The sequence below is a fragment of the Pseudomonas rustica genome (genome assembly GCF_018336155.1).
Classification (GTDB): domain Bacteria; phylum Pseudomonadota; class Gammaproteobacteria; order Pseudomonadales; family Pseudomonadaceae; genus Aquipseudomonas; species Aquipseudomonas rustica.
On sequence record NZ_JAGYHF010000014.1, the window covers coordinates 96,968 to 114,723 of the forward strand.

General features: G+C 58.6%; 20 protein-coding genes. 3 read left to right on the forward strand and 17 right to left on the reverse strand.

The window, feature by feature from the left end:
* Positions 1–307: 307 nt before the first annotated feature.
* A complete protein-coding gene (locus KFS80_RS23945) occupies positions 308–721 on the forward strand; it encodes a hypothetical protein (RefSeq protein WP_212546173.1) in 414 nt (137 codons plus the stop codon).
* Here KFS80_RS23945 and KFS80_RS23950 read toward each other — a convergent pair.
* Both KFS80_RS23950 and KFS80_RS23955 read right to left on the reverse strand, forming a co-directional pair.
* The gene (locus tag KFS80_RS23950; protein ID WP_212546174.1) at positions 703–1,209 is read right to left on the reverse strand and encodes a lysis system i-spanin subunit Rz; all 507 of its coding nucleotides are present in this window, start codon (positions 1,207–1,209) and stop codon (positions 703–705) included. The two genes, KFS80_RS23945 and KFS80_RS23950, sit on opposite strands and share 19 nt — an antisense overlap.
* Positions 1,206–1,739: a glycoside hydrolase family 19 protein gene (locus tag KFS80_RS23955; RefSeq protein ID WP_212546175.1), complete on the reverse strand. Its 534-nt coding sequence runs from the start codon at positions 1,737–1,739 to the stop codon at positions 1,206–1,208. The genes KFS80_RS23950 and KFS80_RS23955 overlap by 4 nt, the downstream gene beginning before the upstream one ends.
* A 166-nt stretch (positions 1,740–1,905) precedes the next feature.
* Here KFS80_RS23955 and KFS80_RS23960 point away from each other — a divergent pair, with 166 nt between their 5' ends.
* Positions 1,906–3,006, forward strand: coding sequence for an acyltransferase family protein (locus KFS80_RS23960; protein WP_212546176.1), 1,101 nt, complete (start codon positions 1,906–1,908; stop codon positions 3,004–3,006).
* 56 nt (positions 3,007–3,062) lie between these two features.
* Positions 3,063–3,245, forward strand: a complete 183-nt coding sequence (locus tag KFS80_RS23965) for a hypothetical protein (RefSeq protein ID WP_212546177.1) — start codon at positions 3,063–3,065, stop codon at positions 3,243–3,245.
* 62 nt (positions 3,246–3,307) lie between these two features.
* Here KFS80_RS23965 and KFS80_RS23970 read toward each other — a convergent pair whose 3' ends face one another.
* From KFS80_RS23970 to KFS80_RS24040, 15 genes are all read right to left on the reverse strand, one after another.
* The gene (locus tag KFS80_RS23970) at positions 3,308–5,167 is read right to left on the reverse strand and encodes a hypothetical protein (protein ID WP_212546178.1); all 1,860 of its coding nucleotides are present in this window, start codon (positions 5,165–5,167) and stop codon (positions 3,308–3,310) included.
* Positions 5,168–5,228: 61 nt separating this feature from the next.
* Positions 5,229–8,228, reverse strand: coding sequence for a host specificity factor TipJ family phage tail protein (locus tag KFS80_RS23975; protein WP_212546179.1), 3,000 nt, complete (start codon positions 8,226–8,228; stop codon positions 5,229–5,231).
* Positions 8,225–8,605: a nitrite transporter gene (locus tag KFS80_RS23980; RefSeq protein WP_212546180.1), complete on the reverse strand. Its 381-nt coding sequence runs from the start codon at positions 8,603–8,605 to the stop codon at positions 8,225–8,227. Before KFS80_RS23980 ends, KFS80_RS23975 begins: the two co-directional genes overlap by 4 nt.
* Positions 8,602–9,084, reverse strand: a complete 483-nt coding sequence (locus KFS80_RS23985) for a DUF1833 family protein (protein WP_212546181.1) — start codon at positions 9,082–9,084, stop codon at positions 8,602–8,604. The genes KFS80_RS23980 and KFS80_RS23985 overlap by 4 nt, the downstream gene beginning before the upstream one ends.
* Positions 9,081–9,533 carry a hypothetical protein gene (locus tag KFS80_RS23990; protein ID WP_212546182.1) on the reverse strand — a complete coding sequence of 151 codons (453 nt, stop codon included), beginning with the start codon at positions 9,531–9,533 and terminating at the stop codon, positions 9,081–9,083. Before KFS80_RS23990 ends, KFS80_RS23985 begins: the two co-directional genes overlap by 4 nt.
* Positions 9,530–12,475: a phage tail length tape measure family protein gene (locus KFS80_RS23995; RefSeq protein WP_212546183.1), complete on the reverse strand. Its 2,946-nt coding sequence runs from the start codon at positions 12,473–12,475 to the stop codon at positions 9,530–9,532. Before KFS80_RS23995 ends, KFS80_RS23990 begins: the two co-directional genes overlap by 4 nt.
* Positions 12,476–12,534: 59 nt before the next feature.
* Positions 12,535–12,783 carry a hypothetical protein gene (locus KFS80_RS24000; RefSeq protein ID WP_212546184.1) on the reverse strand — a complete coding sequence of 83 codons (249 nt, stop codon included), beginning with the start codon at positions 12,781–12,783 and terminating at the stop codon, positions 12,535–12,537.
* Between the two features lie 17 nt (positions 12,784–12,800).
* Positions 12,801–13,271: a hypothetical protein gene (locus KFS80_RS24005; RefSeq protein WP_212546185.1), complete on the reverse strand. Its 471-nt coding sequence runs from the start codon at positions 13,269–13,271 to the stop codon at positions 12,801–12,803.
* Positions 13,272–13,350: 79 nt separating this feature from the next.
* Positions 13,351–14,511 carry a phage tail tube protein gene (locus tag KFS80_RS24010; RefSeq protein WP_212546186.1) on the reverse strand — a complete coding sequence of 387 codons (1,161 nt, stop codon included), beginning with the start codon at positions 14,509–14,511 and terminating at the stop codon, positions 13,351–13,353.
* A 70-nt stretch (positions 14,512–14,581) separates the two neighbouring features.
* Positions 14,582–14,974 carry a phage tail terminator-like protein gene (locus KFS80_RS24015; protein ID WP_212546187.1) on the reverse strand — a complete coding sequence of 131 codons (393 nt, stop codon included), beginning with the start codon at positions 14,972–14,974 and terminating at the stop codon, positions 14,582–14,584.
* Positions 14,971–15,546, reverse strand: coding sequence for an HK97 gp10 family phage protein (locus KFS80_RS24020; RefSeq protein WP_212546188.1), 576 nt, complete (start codon positions 15,544–15,546; stop codon positions 14,971–14,973). The genes KFS80_RS24015 and KFS80_RS24020 overlap by 4 nt, the downstream gene beginning before the upstream one ends.
* Complete coding sequence (locus KFS80_RS24025; RefSeq protein WP_212546189.1) at positions 15,546–15,905, reverse strand: hypothetical protein; 360 nt, start codon at positions 15,903–15,905, stop codon at positions 15,546–15,548. Before KFS80_RS24025 ends, KFS80_RS24020 begins: the two co-directional genes overlap by 1 nt.
* Before the next feature lie 3 nt (positions 15,906–15,908).
* Entirely contained in the window at positions 15,909–16,298 is a 390-nt protein-coding gene (locus KFS80_RS24030; RefSeq protein WP_212546190.1) for a DnaT-like ssDNA-binding protein, read from the reverse strand.
* Between the two features lie 40 nt (positions 16,299–16,338).
* A complete protein-coding gene (locus KFS80_RS24035) occupies positions 16,339–16,884 on the reverse strand; it encodes a hypothetical protein (protein ID WP_212546191.1) in 546 nt (181 codons plus the stop codon).
* 55 nt (positions 16,885–16,939) lie between these two features.
* The coding region (locus KFS80_RS24040; RefSeq protein WP_212546192.1) for a coat protein at positions 16,940–17,756 on the reverse strand (817 nt) is incomplete at its 5' end.

A 17,756-nucleotide genomic window follows, 5' to 3' on the forward strand; every position in this document is an offset into this window, starting at 1 on the left:
CAAAAAAGCCGATTTATTTAATCGGCTTACCTGTCTGATTTTACTCAGGAATAATGGTCGGGACGGAGTGATTCGAACACTCGACCCCTAGCACCCCATGCACGCAGTAACGTAGCAAACCTCTGGCATACGGTTGATTTCTCTGGCGCTCGCTGCAATCGAATAGCTATAGATCAACATAGAGTCACGCCAAGTCACGCAAAAGTCACGCAGCCCTTCCCGGCGTCCTGCCGACCGAACACCAACCCAAAAATCTTACAGCTCGTCGCCTCACCCTCGCCCGCTTGCATCGCCTCGATTACTGTATATGCAAACAGTAATCAGCAAGGCGTTTCCCGTGGATCCCTCCGACATCGAAAATACCGACGACTGGCTCGGCTGCCCGACGCCGCTCGAAACCTGCCAGCATCAGCTCAGGATGTACGAAAACGAGTTCGATGAACTGAACATGCAGCTGCAACAGGCGAGGGAACGGATATTCAAGTTGGTCGAAATGCACGCTGCCGCCACGTCCGAGTGTGAAACACTCCGCGCCCAACTGATCGCCGCGAAGTCAGAAGCGGCAGATGCCAGCAGGCGAGCCACCGACATAGAGACCAAAAGCAATTGGGAACTGATGGCAAAAACCAGGCACATCAGCGAGCTGGCTACCCAGATACGGATCCTTAACGGAGACAATCCGTTCAAAGACCCCTTCCCTCATCAGCGGGACAACTCCTGAACGTAGGCTTGGCACGCCTGTAACGCGATCACTGCGCGATCACCTTCGTCGGTGATGGCGATAATTCGTTGAGCATGCGCCGGGTCAAGTCTGGCTCGTAGGGTTCCATGATCCAAGCGGCCGGTGCCGGTGGTGGCTGGCACGTCGCAGCCTTTGGCAACGTCGGTCGCATTGAGGAGGACTGACAGGCGCACATCAGCAGTGGCAAGGCGATCGCGCAGGCGAGCCTGATCGTTTTGTACATTGGTCATTTTCTCGAAGTGGGTTTTCTCGCTGATCGCTAGCTTCTGCTCGAGCGCAAAACGCTTGTCCTGCTCAGCTTGTTGCGCGGCGGCGGCAGCCTGCGTCAGTTGATTCATGGCGTCGGCGTGCTGCCGCGCCTGCTCGGCCAGCTGCTTCCCGTAGCGCCAGCCCTGAAACTGCCACGCACTGCCGGCGGCGGCGATAACCAGCACCAGTAGCCCGGCCAGCCTCCACGACACGGTCACGCCAGCACCGCCTGCGCCTTTTCCCACAGCGCCAGTCGATCAGCCAGCCCGTTCAGCCCGCCATTGATCCGCCGAGTGATCGTGTTGAACTGGTCTCGATCAGCCAAGTCGTTCAGCCCCTTCTGCTTCCAGAACCACGCCGCCGACATCGCGGCATGCTGCGGCAGTTCCAACAGTTCAGGCTGATTGATCAGGTCAATACCCAGCGCTTCGCCGCACGCCGCGTAGTTCGCCCGGCCAGTAATCTGGATCAGGCCACGGCCGCGATACTTGGAGCCGTCACCCGCCACAGTGTTGCCCAGGTCTGCCCTGCCCTCGTACTTTGCCTGAGCCGCAGTCGGCCCCCAGATCTCGCGCACCCACCGCAACTGGCCGGATTCATGGCCGACCTGAGCGATGAATGCGGCAACTCGGTTACTGCCGACGATCTGGTAGCGCTGCATAGCTGTATTGAGGGCAGGAACAAAAACGCCCGCTTGGGTGCGGGCGTTCGGAAGGATCTGCAGCAATTGCTGCGCGGTGATGGGCATGACTTTTCTCCGGAAGGCAAAAAACCTAAACTGTCGAGGCGCTCTATAAATTCGACTCTGATTGCCATTGACAACGTTTAATGTGAAAATTCGGCCTTAAAAACCAGACATTGATAACACTTAGTCTTTCATATCAAATATTTTTAATACATAAAGGAATTTATGGATGTATTACGGAATTCATTATTTGCGAGGAATTGCCGCTCTAATGGTGGTAATGCATCACTGTGCTAAATATCTACCCGAGAGCATTAGAGCACCAATATTTGGCGGCGCCGCATCTGGTGTAGACATTTTCTTTATGATCAGTGGTTTCATAATTGTAGTTGCCACGCAGAAAGCCGAAGCCAATACGACGGCAAGGTTTATTGGAAGAAGGGTTTTCAGGATATATCCAGCACTTGCTTTTTGCATGTTGGTAGGATTTGCGACTATATACACCGACAGATCTTGGCTAGATATAGGGCGAGCCATCGCGCCGCTTCCAATTGATTACACAATGAACGCACCGGCATTTGGCTACAACTTGATGGGGCCCGCATGGACGCTGACCTATGAAATTATGTTCTATTCGTTCTTCTGCCTGGCAATGTCAATAAACCATAAGCACAGAGCGTTAATTGCTGCGCTCATTATGTCGATACAGTGTTTTGCGATACAGACTTACTTTAACGGCGAATTCAGCTTTTCCGCGTACACACAGCTAAAAACTGACGGCGCATCCCCGATCTATTCCTACCTTAAAAACGCATCGTCGCCGATGTTTTTTGAGTTCATTTATGGAATGCTGATAGCTGAGCTGTTCCTACGCTACAAGCATCTAATAAGCAAAAAAATAGGATGGGCTGCTTTGTTGTTTGGCTCGTCCGTATACTTGTGGCTGTACGCGTCACAAAGCACGCCAGGGTTCGGAATTACCTATTTCGGTATGTGGTCGGCGTTCTTGTTCGCCGGTGTATGTATTTATCAGGCCGCAAATAAAACCTCTCGATTCGCCCCATTGGTGTTTCTCGGGAATATTTCTTATTCGATATATATCTCACACTATGTTGTTATGGGAGTGGTCGAGAAGAACAACCCACTTCAATTCTCAAGCTGGGGCAGCTTGTCGCAATTTGCGTTTGTAATTTTCGCCTGCATAATTACAGGTACGTTCGTTCATTTAGTCATAGAGAAGCCTTTTATAAAGATAGGCAAGGCGATCACAGATCCAGCAGTTCGACCTATACCACAGGCTAGAGCCGAAGTCACACCACAGAAAAGGTAAACAACAGCCAAATGTTCATTTACTACATGACCATGCTTATAACGTGGCTTAACAAGATGAGTGACGATAAAAGCACTGAAGAACAGCACAGAGAAGACTTTGAGGATGAGGCTTTTGCTTCCGGTGAATTCAAAGGAATACGATTCACGAAAAATGCAAACGGCGAGTACAAAGACGAACGCCTTCAGAAGCGATGGGAGGCGTATCTAAGCATGGCCAAGGCTATCGATAACGCATAGCTGTTACGGTGCGCCAAGAGGCGCACCGCATTTAAGCTCGAAAAGCCTTCCCAATTATCGACTTAGAACTGAATAGAGATCCCATCCAGGAATAGCTGGCTCAGTCCGGCCGGGACGGAAGGTTCGACTGTCAACTGGAAGTCGTTAAACCGCACCGGAACGATTGTAGGGACGCCGCTAACAATACCAACGCACGGGAAGTACGCTTGCTTCCCGGTGGGTTGAATATTGCAGAACACCTTGCTGGAAAGCGTCCCGGAAAAGCTGCCGGACATTTTAAGTGATTTCCCCGGAACCACCGTTCTCTTGGCTCCCGTTGCGGAAAATCCATTCTCACCCACCAGAGGCAAGTCCTGACTGTTGCGGCAATTGCCACTGATGTTGCCGCAAGCAATAGTCCCGAGACTTCCAAATGCCACGTCGATGGTAAATACCGAACTGCCACCGCGAAGACTGAAGTTGTTCCATGTCCCGATGCCGGCAAGGGTGGCCATTGACGTTCCGGTGATAGATCCGTCAGTTATGACGCCATGAACGCCGTCAAGCTGCCATCCTTGCACGCTTGAACCGATAGAAATGACCTGGCCGGTAAGTGGGTTTGTTGCCCGCAGGTTGTTAAGCTGAACGTCGTAAGCGTAACCGTCCATTAAGCAGCCGCGTTGCGATCGGTTGGACGAAATGTCGGACGCCTGGATATCGCTGATCGCCGGATCGCTGATTAAGCCACTACCCTGCACCCTCAGCGCCTGGCCGCCGCCCGTTTGGTGATAGCCGATTACCTTCACGTTAGAGCAGGCATCAGTACTCGCGTGGCAGTAAACCCCGGAGGCCTCGGTATTGCCTGCAGCTGCAGTGTGACGACCACCGATGACTTCAATCCCACTGCAAACGCCGCTACCAACACCGCCCGCCGATGCCGGCAAATCGCCCTTTGGGTAGACCGCCGCAGTGCGAATGGCATCCGCCTCTGGGTTGATAATCTTGATGTTTCGTGACTTGACCACCACACCGAACTGCAGCCGCCCCGTATAAGGCGTGCGAATCCAGCCGCTGTTAAAGCCCTGCACAAGAATGCCGTGCTTGAGGTTGGTAGTGTCAGGCCCAAGCATTGCCACGTCGTCTACGATGCAGCACGTACCATCAAGACCGGTCGGCGAGTTGATGACCAGGCCGTCAGTGCCTGCCACGCCGCGGTCAATTCCTTGGTCAATGCCGAACTTGCCGCAGATCACGGTATCGGCGCGCACCGCGATACTTCCGGTGACTACGGTGCCGCCTACGAGCTTTCCGAGATCGGAGGTTCGGTTAGGACGCCCCTTGCCAACGATTGTCACCGTGCCGTAGGCGGTGACGCTCTTATTGCCGATGTTGTACACGTCTTTCGAGCCAAACCGCACCAGGCCTCCGGTGGCGGCGATCATGGCGTCAAACCTTGCCGAGTCGTCCGCTCCTGGGAAGTCATCGATGTTTCTGGTTTCGTCGAACTTATCCTGCGCGCTGCGCTCCCGATAAGTGACTTTGGTACTGCCGCTGTAAATCCCCAAGGCCTGGCGAAGCGCTGCATCACCAACCGCCTGAAGCTTCGGCGAATCGGTTGCCCAGGTGCCAGTCAGCGTGAGCGGGATGTCTGCTGCGCTCATCACGCGGTACAACTCGCCGCTTCGCTGAATCAGTTGGGTTTGGCGCTGAACGATAACCCCGGCGCCGTACACCAGATAGGTCGACTCGTACCCCTGAGCAAGCAGGTAGTCAGTGACCTGCTGCATGATTCCGCGCCAAGACCTGATTGGCACCCCTAGGCGATTGAGGTATTGGTTGAACGGCCCGGTGAGAAGTAGATCGAGAATCCCGGCATTGTCTACCAGGTCGCGGGGATCGACAGAGCCATATGGGCCGACAGGGTTTCCGGTGTTGTATGGCATGTTTTCTCCAGGCATAAAAAAACCCGCTCATTGGCGGGTCGTATTGATCGAATGTTTGTTGCTATGTCGGTGGGAAGTTGTCGTCGTCGGCGTAAAGCTCTTCCGAGTACTCGGTCGCACTTACCGCGCAGGTGCCGTCCTGATTGGGAGTGATTTCCGTGATCATTGCGGGGTAGCCGACCTGCTCGCTAGGGCCGAAAAGGAACCTGGCCGGCTCAATGCTGAGGTCGGTTATCAGGTCGAAGTCGATCGCCCAGGAAGGAACGCGAACCTCGAACCAAGTAATTTGCTCGGGAGCAAACAGCCTCGTCACCGTGCCGTCATGGCGTCGGATCAGCGCACGCGGATTGGAAACTGACCAATCCATTTCCTCTGTAAGGGTGAGGACGTAGCTGTCTCCATCGGCGTAGAAGTCCGTGATCAGTGCGCTCTTGGTCGTTCCCGGAATGTCGTCGGCGAGCGTGACGTGATCCAGGTCTTCAAAGACCAAGGCGTCAAGCTCGGTATCTACGCTGTAGCTCCATCGAGCCAGTTGATACTTGCGCAGCTGCCGCATCCCGATGCGCCAGGCGCGTGTGTTGTCGGTAACGCCGTCCAGCTGGATCTTGTCCACCTTGAGCCCAAGGCTTCCATCGAGGCGGCACTGCCTTACCTCCTTCTTGTTGGTGTATTGGTCGACGTACTCGACATCTACGCCGTCGAAGTCGTCCGGACTCGGGGCGACAAAGGCTGAGCTGAGTTCGCTGGTCATTTCATGGGGCGTAATAGCCCCGCGAGACGACTGAATTCCCTCGCGCCTAACGCCAAGCAATCCGTCGCTGATGGTAAGGTGAGACATGCCGGCGGTGAAGATCCCTGCGAGCACGTCCCGGGCGGATGCCTGCTTTTCGTGGGACATGTCGTACAGCTCGCCCCGCGGCTGCCAGTAGGTGTTCTCGGCATTCTGGATTGAGTCGATATCGATCAGCGAGGAATCAATCCCGAGGCTGTCGCACACATACAGCGCGGCATCCTTGATAGAGCGAGTGGTGCCGGTATCGTAGATGCGAACAGGCACGCAGTTGATCTGCCGCTCAGACTGGGCGCTCAGGCGATCGCCCCCCCGGAACTCCATGGTCATCGCCGTGACGCCCGGGTACGACGACTTCGCTGGAAGCTTGGTGCGCAGCCCGTACCATTGTATGGCGTCACGTACTTGGCCACCTTCGACCGGCGTCACGCGGCGCATTTGAAACTCAGGTCGCAATGGATACGGGAACGTCACGGACTCAGTGAATCCGATCTGGTCGGGAGTGCCATCGGTGTAAGTGTGCGTGATGGTGTTCCATGCGCCAGCCAGCGCAGCATCCCTCCAGCGAATTTGAACAGATTGCGTGGTGGTTTTCAGTCGCGCCTTTTTGTCGTAGTAGCAGAGCCCTTGGCTGAAAAAGATGTCGTACTCGGCCGCAGTTGCCAGTTCGTTTTCCGGGCAACCCATGAAGGAGCCGATCCAGTTTGCGCTACCGCCGCTTCCTGCCAACGAGAAGTCGAGAAGCGTTCGATCGGTGAACCCAACCCATGAAGCATCGACCGCGCCGGTATCGGTCAGGCGCCGGATGGTGGCCGTCAGCCCGCTTACAGATTGGATTGTGTAGCGCAGGCCTCGATAGCCCAGCGCCAGGCGCTGCTGACCTTCTGGAAGGCCGGCGAATGGCGTGCCGCTGTCGTAATTAAGGGTGATAAACGCCGAGCGCTCAGCATTGCCTCCAGTGGATGCCGCGCCGGTCACATATACGGGGGTCGAGCCAAAAACCGAAACCGGTGCGCTTGTCAGGGAGATCGCGCCACCCTTGTAAGGGCTCGAAGGCTCAAGGATTTTCAGCTTGCCGGCGCTGTCTTGCGCTACAAGGCCGATACCGGAAAGCTGTGCAGTGACCGTCGATACCAGCGCCGCCATCGATGCGTAGTTGGCATTTAGCGAGATAGTCCGGGTAGCACCCTGAAAGACCACAGACCAGGCGACGGAGGTTGTGCTGAAGTTCAGCGTTGTCGGCGCCGCGCTGGCGGTGACAGACGAGGCCGTGCCGCCAATGCCTGGAACCGGTGGGACATAGGGCGAAAAGCTCGCCACGGTCAGGCTCAGGTCGTCGTCGTAGCGAAGCGTGACTTTCATCCCGACAAAGGGCGCAAGGTCTGCAATCTGCCCGGCGATCCGGCTGTAGTTGCCGGCATTCGTGATGGTGTAGGTATCAGGCGCGGACAGCGTGATCGACGTGCCGAGCCCCCACTGATCAGGGAAGGCCGGGCTGTTTCCGATCAGGCTCAAGGCGCCGCCACTGATAAACATGCTGTCAGCAACGACCGCAGAGTCACTTGGCGCCGTGCTGGCCAGATCGAGGCCTGCCGTGCCTGCACCGGTGCCGCCGACCTCGTTCACGCGGAACCAGTTTTCTGACCGTGCATCGGCAGGCAAGGTTTCGCCTGGGCCATAGATCGTGTAATTAAGATCGGAGCCGAACGCTGCAAATGGAGTTTCGCCGATCTTCATCAGGCTCGGCGCCATGGACAGCCGGCCAACCCCGACGCACAGGCAGAGCGTGGTGTGCATCTGCCGTTTGTTCACGAACCGGGAAACGGGCTGGGTCAGGTAGTCAGGGAAGACCTTCGCACGGCCCAGCACTTCGCGGATCGGTGAGTTCAGCTTTGCTTGGTTGGCTGTAGCTGTTGCGGAATCAAGCTCATCACCTTGGGCGTTGCTCTTGGCCTTCGCCGCCTTCGGCATGGTCAGGATCATCACAATCGAGACAGCTGCCAGCGCCACGGCTGCCCATGCCGCAATGACCGCGGCACTGGCCCGAGCCTCCGGGTAAATGCGCAGATCCGTATCAGGATGAACCGTGAACGATGTCCACGACTCAAGAGGCAGCGGCTTGCCGTCGACATCGATGCAGATCGGCTGAGGACCTTCCATGCTGAAGCCTTTGGCCTCGCTCGCCAGCCAGGTAGTGAGCAGGACGGGATTGTCTACGTCGTGAACCTCCAGAGGCTCACCTTCAAGGCGAGACGGGTAGATTTTTATCACTTGAAATACTCCACTCGCACAAATCTTCGTTTCAGCCGGGAAAGCGGAAGGCGGGTAACGCCGTGTTTCGGGTTGATTTCCAGCGCCTCCAGCTCTTTGCCATCCATGACCACGACGGCCACATGCTTGAGCAGGCTGCCGCGGTAGCAGGCGATGAGCGCGCCAGGTTCTGGCTCGCAGGGCTGAAGCGTCGGGAACCACTGGCCAGCAACCTCGACCATTGATCCGTCCCCCTGCCGAGCGCTGACCCATTCCGGCCAGTCGGCCAGGCCCATGTCGCGCCTGACCTCCAAAACAATCCCGTAGCAGTCGACTCGCGGCCACACTCTCCCGCCCTCGCTGTACACGCCAGCGCGGTATTTTTCGTGATCGATCATTGGTAGTACCGAATACCTGGGGCGAAGCTGGCGGTGTAGAAGAGGCGCGGCCACGCCGTTTCCAGCAGGTTGAAGTAGCCGGCGATGATCTGCGCCTCGGTGGCGGTGATAGACCCGGTTTTCACCTTGTAGCCGAGGATCTTGGCCGGAGCTTCGAGATCGGTGTCGATGTACTCGCGATAGATCAGCTGGATTTCTCGCTTCTCCTTTAGCGCCTTGCGAATGAACGCAGAGACGCTTCCGTCGATGTTGCACAGCGCGAATTTCAGATCCTGCTTTCCATCACTGCCGCGTTTTGGGAGTGCGACCGAGATGCCGCACGCGGTGAACAGCACCAACTGACCCGTTTCAAGCCTTGCCTCGAAGTCTTCGAAGCCGTTTGTTAGGTAGTGGCTCACGACGCCATCAGTTACCGCCAGCGTTCCCCGAAGGATCTCAGGGCCGCTGCTTGAGTAGATCCTGTTGAGTACGGCGCTCATTCCGGCCAGTTCCGATTGATGGCTACGTCGAGCATTCCCGCATTCAAGAGGAACTGAGGCGCATAAATGGCCCAGCCACCACGGAGAATCGGTCGCTCCCACAGCACAAGCGTTGCTGAAATGGTCCAGTTATTGACGCCAAACAGCACTGGGCCTTCGTATCCATCCTTGAATTGCGCCTTGTACGGAAGAAGACCTTGCGGCGTCCTCAGTTCGCACTCGAACCACTGACTACCCGAAAGCAGCGCATCCTCGACCCATGACTCGAAATACTCGGCCTGAACCGAGTCGAGCATCCACTGAACCTTTGCCTCGGTCGGAACCGACGCATAGTTGCGGCGAACCCTGGCCCGACCGGTCTGCATAGTGGTTCGCTTTACAGCGCTGACCGGGGAAAACCCGTAGCCATCCCTCAGCGGGTAGGGGAGTTCCTTAGGGTAAGTAATCATCGGATGGCTCTCCCTACTCCGAGCATCTGCTGAATGGCCTTCGCCTCTTTGCCGTTTTCACGGATGTTCGCGACGAAGTAGTCAGTGACCCACTTCCCGTCTATCTGGCTCGACCTGCTTTGGCCGGCCCGGCTTGCGTCTTCGTGAATGTTTACGACCGGGGCCGATCCCTGAAGCATCTGAGTTGAATCGGGACCACTACCCTTGGCGCCTGGCTGAATCGGGGAAACGTTCCCTTTTCGCAGCGCTTCAACTGCCGCCACGCCGCCAAATTTCCGGATGTCCTTCTGACTCCAAACGACTTCGCCCTTGTGGACGGTGCCGGCTGGATCATTCACGCCACCCGAACCGGTGTAGCCACCATCCGAAAAGCCAATGCCGGCGATGTTGGCCACGTTGGCCGCGGTAGCCACGCCCACGGCTGCAGCTGCCGCGAAGTTGAACGGAGGCGGGAATGCGGCCAGGGCTTTCTGCACGGCCAGATAGCCGTCCATAGTTGCCTGAACGATTGCCGCCGCCTTGCCGATCGCTGCAAGCTTCTTGTTGCCGGACTGGCTGAGGCTGGCCATGTTGCCGAAGAAGTCAGAAGCGCCCACCAGCAATGCTTGGTTTTTGGCTTCCTCGATCTTTTGTCGGTTTTGCGTGGCCTGCTGCTCGATGTTCCCTATGCGCTCGGCATAGGTCTCTTCGTTGATTGCCTTCAGATCCAGATAGGCCTGCTGCTTCTGAAGCTCGGTAGCGCGCCACTGGTCAATCTTGGCGGCATCGGCGTCCAGTCGATCTATCTCGCTGAACGCTCCACCCACGGAGGCATCCAAGCCGGCGGCGGCGGGCGCCTGACTCACACCCTCAACCGTACCGGGCTTCTGCGCCGACTGAAGGTTGATGTCGCGAATCTTGATCATCGTCTCGAGGCGCTTGGCGGCTTCCGTGTTGCCTTGGCGCTCGTATTCCGCCATCTGCGCGGCATCGTCCAGGCCGGACTTCAGCTGATTGGCTTCGCGTAGCTGGCCGGTGAGGGTCAGCAGCTTCACCTGATCATCGTTCGCCTGCTTGATGCCCTTCTGAATTTCAGCCTCACACTCAAGGCCGGCGTTCTTCTTCAGCTGTGCGGTTATCAGGTCTTGACTGGCCAGCAGCGACTTCTGATCGGCGGTGAGCGTCTGCTTGCTTTTGATATCCGCAAGCTGTTGCTCCCACTTAATCAGCGCCTGAGCCTGGGCGCCCACCTTCTCGGTGGCGATGCCTTGGCCATTGATCGAGGCGAGCTGCTGGGTCAGAACGGCATTGGTCTGCCGCGCCGAATCCAGCATTTTCATACCAGCGTCTTCGGTGTAGGCCTTTGCCGCAGGACCCTTCGGCGTCTTTGGCTCTTTGTACTTGTCGCGAATGGCCTTTTCGGATGCATCGGCGTCGGCTTGGGCGATCGTGTAACCGGCAGCGCGAGCCGCGTTGATGCGCTTCTGATCTTCGAGCAGAGCCTTGTTCAGCTTCTGCTCGCGAGTTCCGCCGGCCTCGATACCCTTCTGAAAGTCCTCGTAGGCTTTCTGACCGTCGCGCTGAATGCGGGCGTTATCGCCCTCAGCCTTGCCCTGATCAGTGAGCAGCAGCTTTTGCTTCTCCAGGAGGCTGAGCCGGGTCTGCAGGAATCGAGTCGAGTCGCTGTCAGCGCCGAGCGTGCCGGGGAACATCTTGGCCGCGAAACTATCCTTGCGATCTTCCAGCAGCTGCTTGGTGTTGGCGATCTGCTCGTCGAGCGACTGCTGACGGCCAACGCCGAGCATGGCATCCCAGCCGCTTTTGGCTGCGCCCGTGATCGCATTCCACGCGGTCTCGATGGTGCCCAAGCTTTCCTTGATGGTCTTGGTGCGAGCCTCCAGCGCTTTGGCGTAGGCATCCTGAGCGATGGCCGCGGCCTGCTCCTTCTCGCCCATCTGCTCGGCTGCACGCACCTGCTCATAAACCGATGCGGTCAGGAAGTTGTATTTATCGTTGAGCGTGGCCAGCGTCTTGACTGGATCCTCAGCCAATGCGGCGAACTCGGCGACGGTATCCGCTACCGCTTTGCCGGTGACTTGCTCGAAGCCAATGGCCGCCGAGGCGATCTGCTCGAAGCTGGTACTGGCAATCTTGCCATTCGATGCCAGCAAAGCCAGCGTCTCGGCCGCCTTCCCGGTGGTGCCCACGCTCGCGCTGATCGTGGTCGCCATGCCGGCAAGAGCTAGCGCCGACGTGCCGGCCGCGTTGCCAGTGGTTACGATGCCGAGGCGATAAGCATCTGCCTCTTTGGAGCCTTGGTAATAGGCCAGGCCCAGCGTGCCGACCGCGGCGGCGGCCACAGTGAATGGATTGACCAGGCCGAGGATGTATCCGCCCATGGCCTTGGCCGCCGGGCCGACCCCGCCGAACATGTCTTTGAGCTGCCCGCCCTGCTGCAGGAATACGGTCAGCGGGTTCTGGCCACCTTGGAGCGACACGGCGATGTCAGTGAATTGAGCAGGCACGCCGCGAAGGGCTGCAGCTGTCTGCTTGGCTGTGTTGCCGGTGCGAGTCAGCGAGTCGTCGAACTGGGTCAGCTTGGCCCGGGTTTGGTTGATCTTGGCCTGATACTCGTCATATGTAGCCTTGTCGAGCTTGCTGCCGGCTGCATTTCGATGCTTGGCAAGCGCCTGCTCCTGCTTGTCCAGGTCTCCGAGACGGCGGATCACTGGATCGATCTGCCCGAGCAACTGCTCAAGCTCATCCGCTTCAGCTGATACCGACTTGGAAGCCTTGTCGGCGCTCTTGCCCATCGACTCCATTCCGGCGCCGGCTTTGTTCAGTGCTGGCTGAATGGCAAGGCCCGCATCCTCCAGCGCCTCCAGCGCCTTGCGCGTGTCCGCCGCTTTTGTTTCGGCGTCGCGGCTGTCCAGCTCAATGACGAGGCGGGATGTTTGGGCCATTGCCTTTTCTCCAGGTATAAAAAATCCCGCCGGAGCGGGTTTCGGGTGTCAGGCCTTGGCTATGACTTGGATTCTTCATCAGCCTCAAGGCAAAGCGCGTCGAGGGTGTAGACGACTTCATCGATCTCGCGGCGCGACATGGCCGGCGGGTGAGCCTCCAGCCAGTCGGATATCTCACGTGCCGCCAGCGGGAGCGGGAATGCGCCAGCCATCGAGCTGATGAACCGGCGCCCGCGGGCAATGTTGCGGAAGGTGTTGAGCAGATAGTCGGTTATCGGGTCCGTTTCCGGCTCATCCGGGACCGCCATTCGCAGCCGCTCGTAGATCAGTCGGCGCTTTTCTGTGTTCCCGCCCCACTCTTTTTCCCACTCGAAGCGGGCAACGACTTTCCCACCGTCTCCGCCAAGGCCTGCTGCGCTTCAAGTGCGGCATTGCCGGCGGAAGCCAGGACGAAAAGGAAGAACTCAAGGTTCGAGTTCAGCAACTGCTCGCAGATATCAGGGCTGAAGTCGAGCGGGTTTCCGTCCGCATCCTTGACGCCGGTCCAGTCCTTGACAATGAACTGACTGAACAGCTTGCACTGGGTCTGGTTTTCGGTCGTCTCGCCAACCACTACACCGACCTGACCATGTTCGAACTGGGCATCTGCACTGCGCAGCTTGCGGCGCTCGCGCTCAAGGGCGACGACGTAACCAGGGTTATCAATTCGTGCCAGCAACACTTTGGTGTCGTCGTCATAGGCGACCCACTTGGTTTCCGTGGTGTTCTGGTCTGTCTTTTTCATCTGCAAAGCCATGCGAAGTCCTCACGCCACGCCGAAAAAGGACCGCCCCGGCTGGCGTTGGTGCCGGGGCAGTCAAAGGGGTCAATCGGTGTTACGAGACGGTGATCACCGACGTGCTCAGCTTCGTGCCGTCGTATTTGCTGGTAGCGGTGATGGTCGCCGTGCCAGATGCCACGCCAGTGACGAGACCGGTAGAGCTGACGGTCGCCTTGCTCGGGGCGCTGCTCGACCAGATCACGTTCTGCGGTGCGCCAGAAGGCAACACCGAAGCGGTCAGCTGCTGAGTTGCCGCTACGGCGACAGTTGCAGTGCCTGGAGCCACGGTGACGCTGGTCGGGGCCACATACGGAGCACGGGTAATGGTCGGCGCGATCTTGGCCACGGTGTAATTCAGTGTCAGCTCGATCAGGTCAGTTTTGCCGCCACTAGGTAGCTCACCGTCGACCTCAACCGCCGGGAAGCTGAAGGTGTACTTGTTGCCCACGCTGTCGGTGATAGGGAATTCGACCGCCACCGGCTTACGGGTGAAAGTGTTCTTCCAGATGCCCCAGGCCGTGGCCGACCATGCCATCGTGATAGTGCCGGTGATGGCCGCCTCGGTGGCGATCTGCGCGCCCGGGCCGAGCTTTTCAGTACCGATGCAGCGCTGAGCCTGAAGGCCGTTGTCGAGCGATGCGGTCATGCCAGAGACGCACGCCTGACCCTCCATCGAGGCGCCATCGATCAGCAGCGTGCCGACGTTGCCATTTGCCATAAACGGAGTGGTCGTCGGGGCGCCCGGAGCCAGAACAATCGGCGCATTGCTGTCCGTGTAGTCCAGGCAGGCGGTGCCGAAGGTGACAGTCACCTTGCCGTCGCTCGGGATGTCCAGAGCAAAGGTCGGGATATGAACGCCCTTGAACAGCGAGTAGACGCCCACGTCCATGTAGTTCTTGGCGATACTGAAGGTGTGGCGAACATCGCCCACGGTCAGCACGTTGCTTGCCCAGTTTCCGTAAAATGCGGCTTCCAGCAGTTTGTCGAAGCTGCCGTAGGACAGCTCGGCCGTCAGGTCGCCGCCGATGTCGGTACTGGTCACGACCGAGCCCTGACTGATGCGCGAGTCGGTGATCTCGTCGCTGGTGGCAGTGTTGACGGTCGGGGTCATGGCGTTGCCGGTCAGCCGGAGCGTGTCCCAGGTGCCGGTGCTGGGAGTAACGCCAGGCGTAGACTCAGCAATGATGTAGCTCGTAACTTTGGCGCCGCTCGACATAGTGAGTCTCCAGATTGCGGACATGAAAAAGCCCGCGACATGGCGGGCTGTAGTTGGTGCGGGTACTGACTTAGCCGGCGCGGAACCGGATGTTTACGTTTATCTGATAGAAGCCTTCGAACTCGCCGGCCGGGATCTGGCTCGCCTCCATGCACTCAAGGTCTCCCGATTGCCAGTAGGCGAAGTGCTCTTCGAGCTGATCCGACAGAATGTTGATGCCCTTCATACCACTTCCGAGCCGAGCGAAGCACTGAATGCTGATCTGCCCAGGCTTGCGCGTGTACGGCTTGTCAGCCATGCCGGCCATGAAGGCCGATGCGTGCTGGATGTTCAGGCGGCACCAGAGGCCAGTCGCCGGCGGCGTGAAGGTCTGCGTGTTTGGGTAATCGATGCTCGACTGCGGAAGGCCGGTGAAGGCGACCATCCTGGCAGTGATCAGCTTGCGGATTTCTTCATAGGTCATCGGTAGGCCTCAGATACGCCGATCCATGCGAGGTCGTAGACGCCGCCCGGTGCCTGGGTCGAATGCCCGAGTTCGAGCATTTCGCCGTAGGGGCTGTTCGTCTGGATATAGATCACGGGGTAATTGCCTGACGAGTTGATCGTCAGCGCCCCCTTGTTGATGGTCTCGCGGCCGGATGGATCGACGTTCTCGACGACTGTGAAGTCTGGAGCGCCAATTGACACAAGGTGACTGCCGCGGAATGTCCCGCCGACGTAGCCCTTGCCGGCAGCCTTGGCATCGACAAAGAAGTTTTCCTTCCTCTCGCGCTGGGTCAGCTTCTTGAATTGCTTCTTGCCGGTGTTGGTGGCGTTGCGGGCGTCGACGTTGGCGTCGTAGGCATTGGCCAGTGCCGTATTCTGCGATCGCAGCTCGATGTTGGCCTTCCACAGATCCGGATTGCCCACGGGTGAGCGATTAACGACTTCGGTCAGCATGGCCATGGCGATCGCGCGAACATGCGTGGTCACGTCTTCGTCGATCTGGTCGGCGAAGTCAGTGAGGCTATGGCTCCACCCCGCCTTGTTCGTCATCAGACTTTCCTCAGCTGGATTTCGTAATGGGCGCCGGCCGGGTCGGTCTGGACGTTGATTATGTCGAAATCGTTGATCTTGTGGCCGATGTCCGGCACCCCGCCGATTGTTTCGTTGGTCAGCGCGATCAGCAGTTGGTCGGTGGCGCGGATATTCACGCCGTCGACCTGTGCAATCTTGAAGGCGTCGAACACGCCCCGGCCGATGTAGGCGATGACAACAGGGTCGCCCGCCACTTCGTTGACCGGATCCCACGTTCCCGGCAGCGTCACGCCGCCGCTGAATGGCTTCACGGCGTCCGACAGATCGGTGTCGAAGGCCTCAGCCAGATCCGCCTGGATCTCTTCACGTAGGCCCATGGGTCACCTGTATACGTTGAAGCTGAAGCCGTTGACACGCCACGGCGCGAGCAGCCCCAGCGCGAACTGGACGCCATCGGGCAGCGCGGTGGATTTGCTGGTGTCGATCGAGGCGAACGTCTTGCTGGTGGTCACCGATCCCGCCTTCACCATCTTGGCCTCAAGCGATCCCTCGGTTTGTTGCTGGTACAGCTTCCCCTCAGAGGCGACAACCGCCAGCTCGGCGCCGGCCTGCTTCACCTCTTCGGGAATGGCGTCCATGTCGACACCGACGAGGCTGAGCGAGGTCAGATAGGCATTCGCCTGCAACACCGCCCGGGCTTTCTTGTCATCTGGAGCCCACGAAGCCCCGAGGATGGCGTCAACGTCCGCCACGGTGATGTAGGTAGCCATCAGGCCTCCGCTTGAATGAGTGGGGCCGAAGCCCCGGGTGTTACTGGTTGGCCTTCAGCAGCGCGAGCAGCTCAGGCTTAGAGTCGTTGACCTTGTAGGTCACGCCCTTGGCATCGAGTTGCTCCTTGATCTGCACGACAGTCAGCTCGTCGAGCGGGTCGGTCGCATTGGCCAAGCGATTTTTCTCTGCCTGCGCCAGCAAGTCATCGACCTGCTTCTGCAGCTCTTCGGACTTGCTCACGGCTGCATCGCGATCGCTTACCAAGCGCTGCATGCCCGACTGAATGCCGGACAGGGTCTGATACAGGCGCATCGCGGGGCCGTCGCCTTCAACAGGGTTCAGCACGCCAGCTTCAAGGCCAGCAGCCAGCGCGTTTACGGCGTCGAGCTGCAGGGCCTCGCGGGACGGTTCAGCACCACCGCCACTGTTACGGCCGCCACCTTCTGCGGTGCGCGATCGAGCATGGTCTACGCCACCGGTTTCGCCGACTGTCTGCGGGCCGACAGTGATCTCGCCTTCATTACCCGAAAAGCCCCAGCGGGCTTTAATGTTCGGGTCGATGTGGTTGTCTTTTTTTACGGTCATGGGTTTCTCCTGGATCAGTGCTGCGCGGCGGGCAACTCACCCGCCGCGCGCTTGGTTACGGCGTTGGCGCAGTAACGAGGGAGGTGATGAACGCCATAGGCACCTGCTTGCGAGCGAACTTGCGCTCCCAGTTGGTGGCCAGCGCCAGGTCCGCCCAGTTCGCCGAGATCGGGCGAGTGGTGGTCGGGGTGCCGGTGATGGTGGTGCTGGTGAAAGAGAAGCCCAATGGGTGCACAACGAAGTTGCGACGAGTCCACAGGGTTTCCGCGCCGCCACCGTTACCGCGATCAGGCGTGCGGTCGTATTCCAGGCCGTCTTCGCCTTCTGGCTGCTGCTCGGCGAAGCCGATGGCGCCCGGGCCGAAGATGATCGACAGGTACTTAGCGGTTGGACCGGTGCCGATCACAGGCAGACCGTCGTCCAGAACAACCGGCATGCCTTGGAAGCGACCGAACTCAGGGGTTTGGTCTGCCATCGGAGTGAAGTCGATCTGGTTCTGAATCGACAGCTCGGTGTGAACTGCCGAGTGCATGGCGATGACGCTCAGGCCGCCCAGTTGGCCGGTGTAGTCGCCCATGGTGCCCTTGGCGCGGATCACTGCGGCCGGGTTGATGATGCCGCCAGCGTCTACGACCATGTCGCCGCCATTGGAGGCGATGTTGTCGTTGTAGATGCCCACTGCGGTGGCAATGGTGCGGCGCTGGGCCACTCGCTGCCAGTAGGAGATCAGGCGACCTGCCACGAACTCCAGCGGGTCTTGCTTGGTGATGTTCTTCACCAGGTTCATGCAGTTCCAGCCTTCGTTGAGGTACGCGGCGCGCGCCTGCATGGAAGCGCTGGTCACCGACAGCGGCACCGCGATGTCGGTGTAG

Bases quoted from the DNA above. Each gene is read 5' to 3' on its own strand.
- KFS80_RS23970 (WP_212546178.1), bottom strand. From the start codon at position 5,167: ATGCCATACAACACCGGAAACCCTGTCGGCCCATATGGCTCTGTCGAT.
- KFS80_RS23990 (WP_212546182.1), bottom strand. From the start codon at position 9,533: ATGATTACTTACCCTAAGGAACTCCCCTACCCGCTGAGGGATGGCTAC.
- KFS80_RS24010 (WP_212546186.1), bottom strand. From the start codon at position 14,511: ATGTCGAGCGGCGCCAAAGTTACGAGCTACATCATTGCTGAGTCTACG.
- KFS80_RS23945 (WP_212546173.1), top strand. From the start codon at position 308: ATGCAAACAGTAATCAGCAAGGCGTTTCCCGTGGATCCCTCCGACATC.
- KFS80_RS23960 (WP_212546176.1), top strand. From the start codon at position 1,906: ATGTATTACGGAATTCATTATTTGCGAGGAATTGCCGCTCTAATGGTG.
- KFS80_RS23955 (WP_212546175.1), bottom strand. From the start codon at position 1,739: ATGCCCATCACCGCGCAGCAATTGCTGCAGATCCTTCCGAACGCCCGC.
- KFS80_RS23995 (WP_212546183.1), bottom strand. From the start codon at position 12,475: ATGGCCCAAACATCCCGCCTCGTCATTGAGCTGGACAGCCGCGACGCC.
- KFS80_RS24000 (WP_212546184.1), bottom strand. From the start codon at position 12,783: ATGGCGGTCCCGGATGAGCCGGAAACGGACCCGATAACCGACTATCTG.
- KFS80_RS24020 (WP_212546188.1), bottom strand. From the start codon at position 15,546: ATGACGAACAAGGCGGGGTGGAGCCATAGCCTCACTGACTTCGCCGAC.
- KFS80_RS24015 (WP_212546187.1), bottom strand. From the start codon at position 14,974: ATGACCTATGAAGAAATCCGCAAGCTGATCACTGCCAGGATGGTCGCC.
- KFS80_RS24025 (WP_212546189.1), bottom strand. From the start codon at position 15,905: ATGGGCCTACGTGAAGAGATCCAGGCGGATCTGGCTGAGGCCTTCGAC.
- KFS80_RS24030 (WP_212546190.1), bottom strand. From the start codon at position 16,298: ATGGCTACCTACATCACCGTGGCGGACGTTGACGCCATCCTCGGGGCT.
- KFS80_RS24035 (WP_212546191.1), bottom strand. From the start codon at position 16,884: ATGACCGTAAAAAAAGACAACCACATCGACCCGAACATTAAAGCCCGC.
- KFS80_RS23985 (WP_212546181.1), bottom strand. From the start codon at position 9,084: ATGAGCGCCGTACTCAACAGGATCTACTCAAGCAGCGGCCCTGAGATC.
- KFS80_RS23980 (WP_212546180.1), bottom strand. From the start codon at position 8,605: ATGATCGATCACGAAAAATACCGCGCTGGCGTGTACAGCGAGGGCGGG.
- KFS80_RS23965 (WP_212546177.1), top strand. From the start codon at position 3,063: ATGAGTGACGATAAAAGCACTGAAGAACAGCACAGAGAAGACTTTGAG.
- KFS80_RS24005 (WP_212546185.1), bottom strand. From the start codon at position 13,271: ATGGCTTTGCAGATGAAAAAGACAGACCAGAACACCACGGAAACCAAG.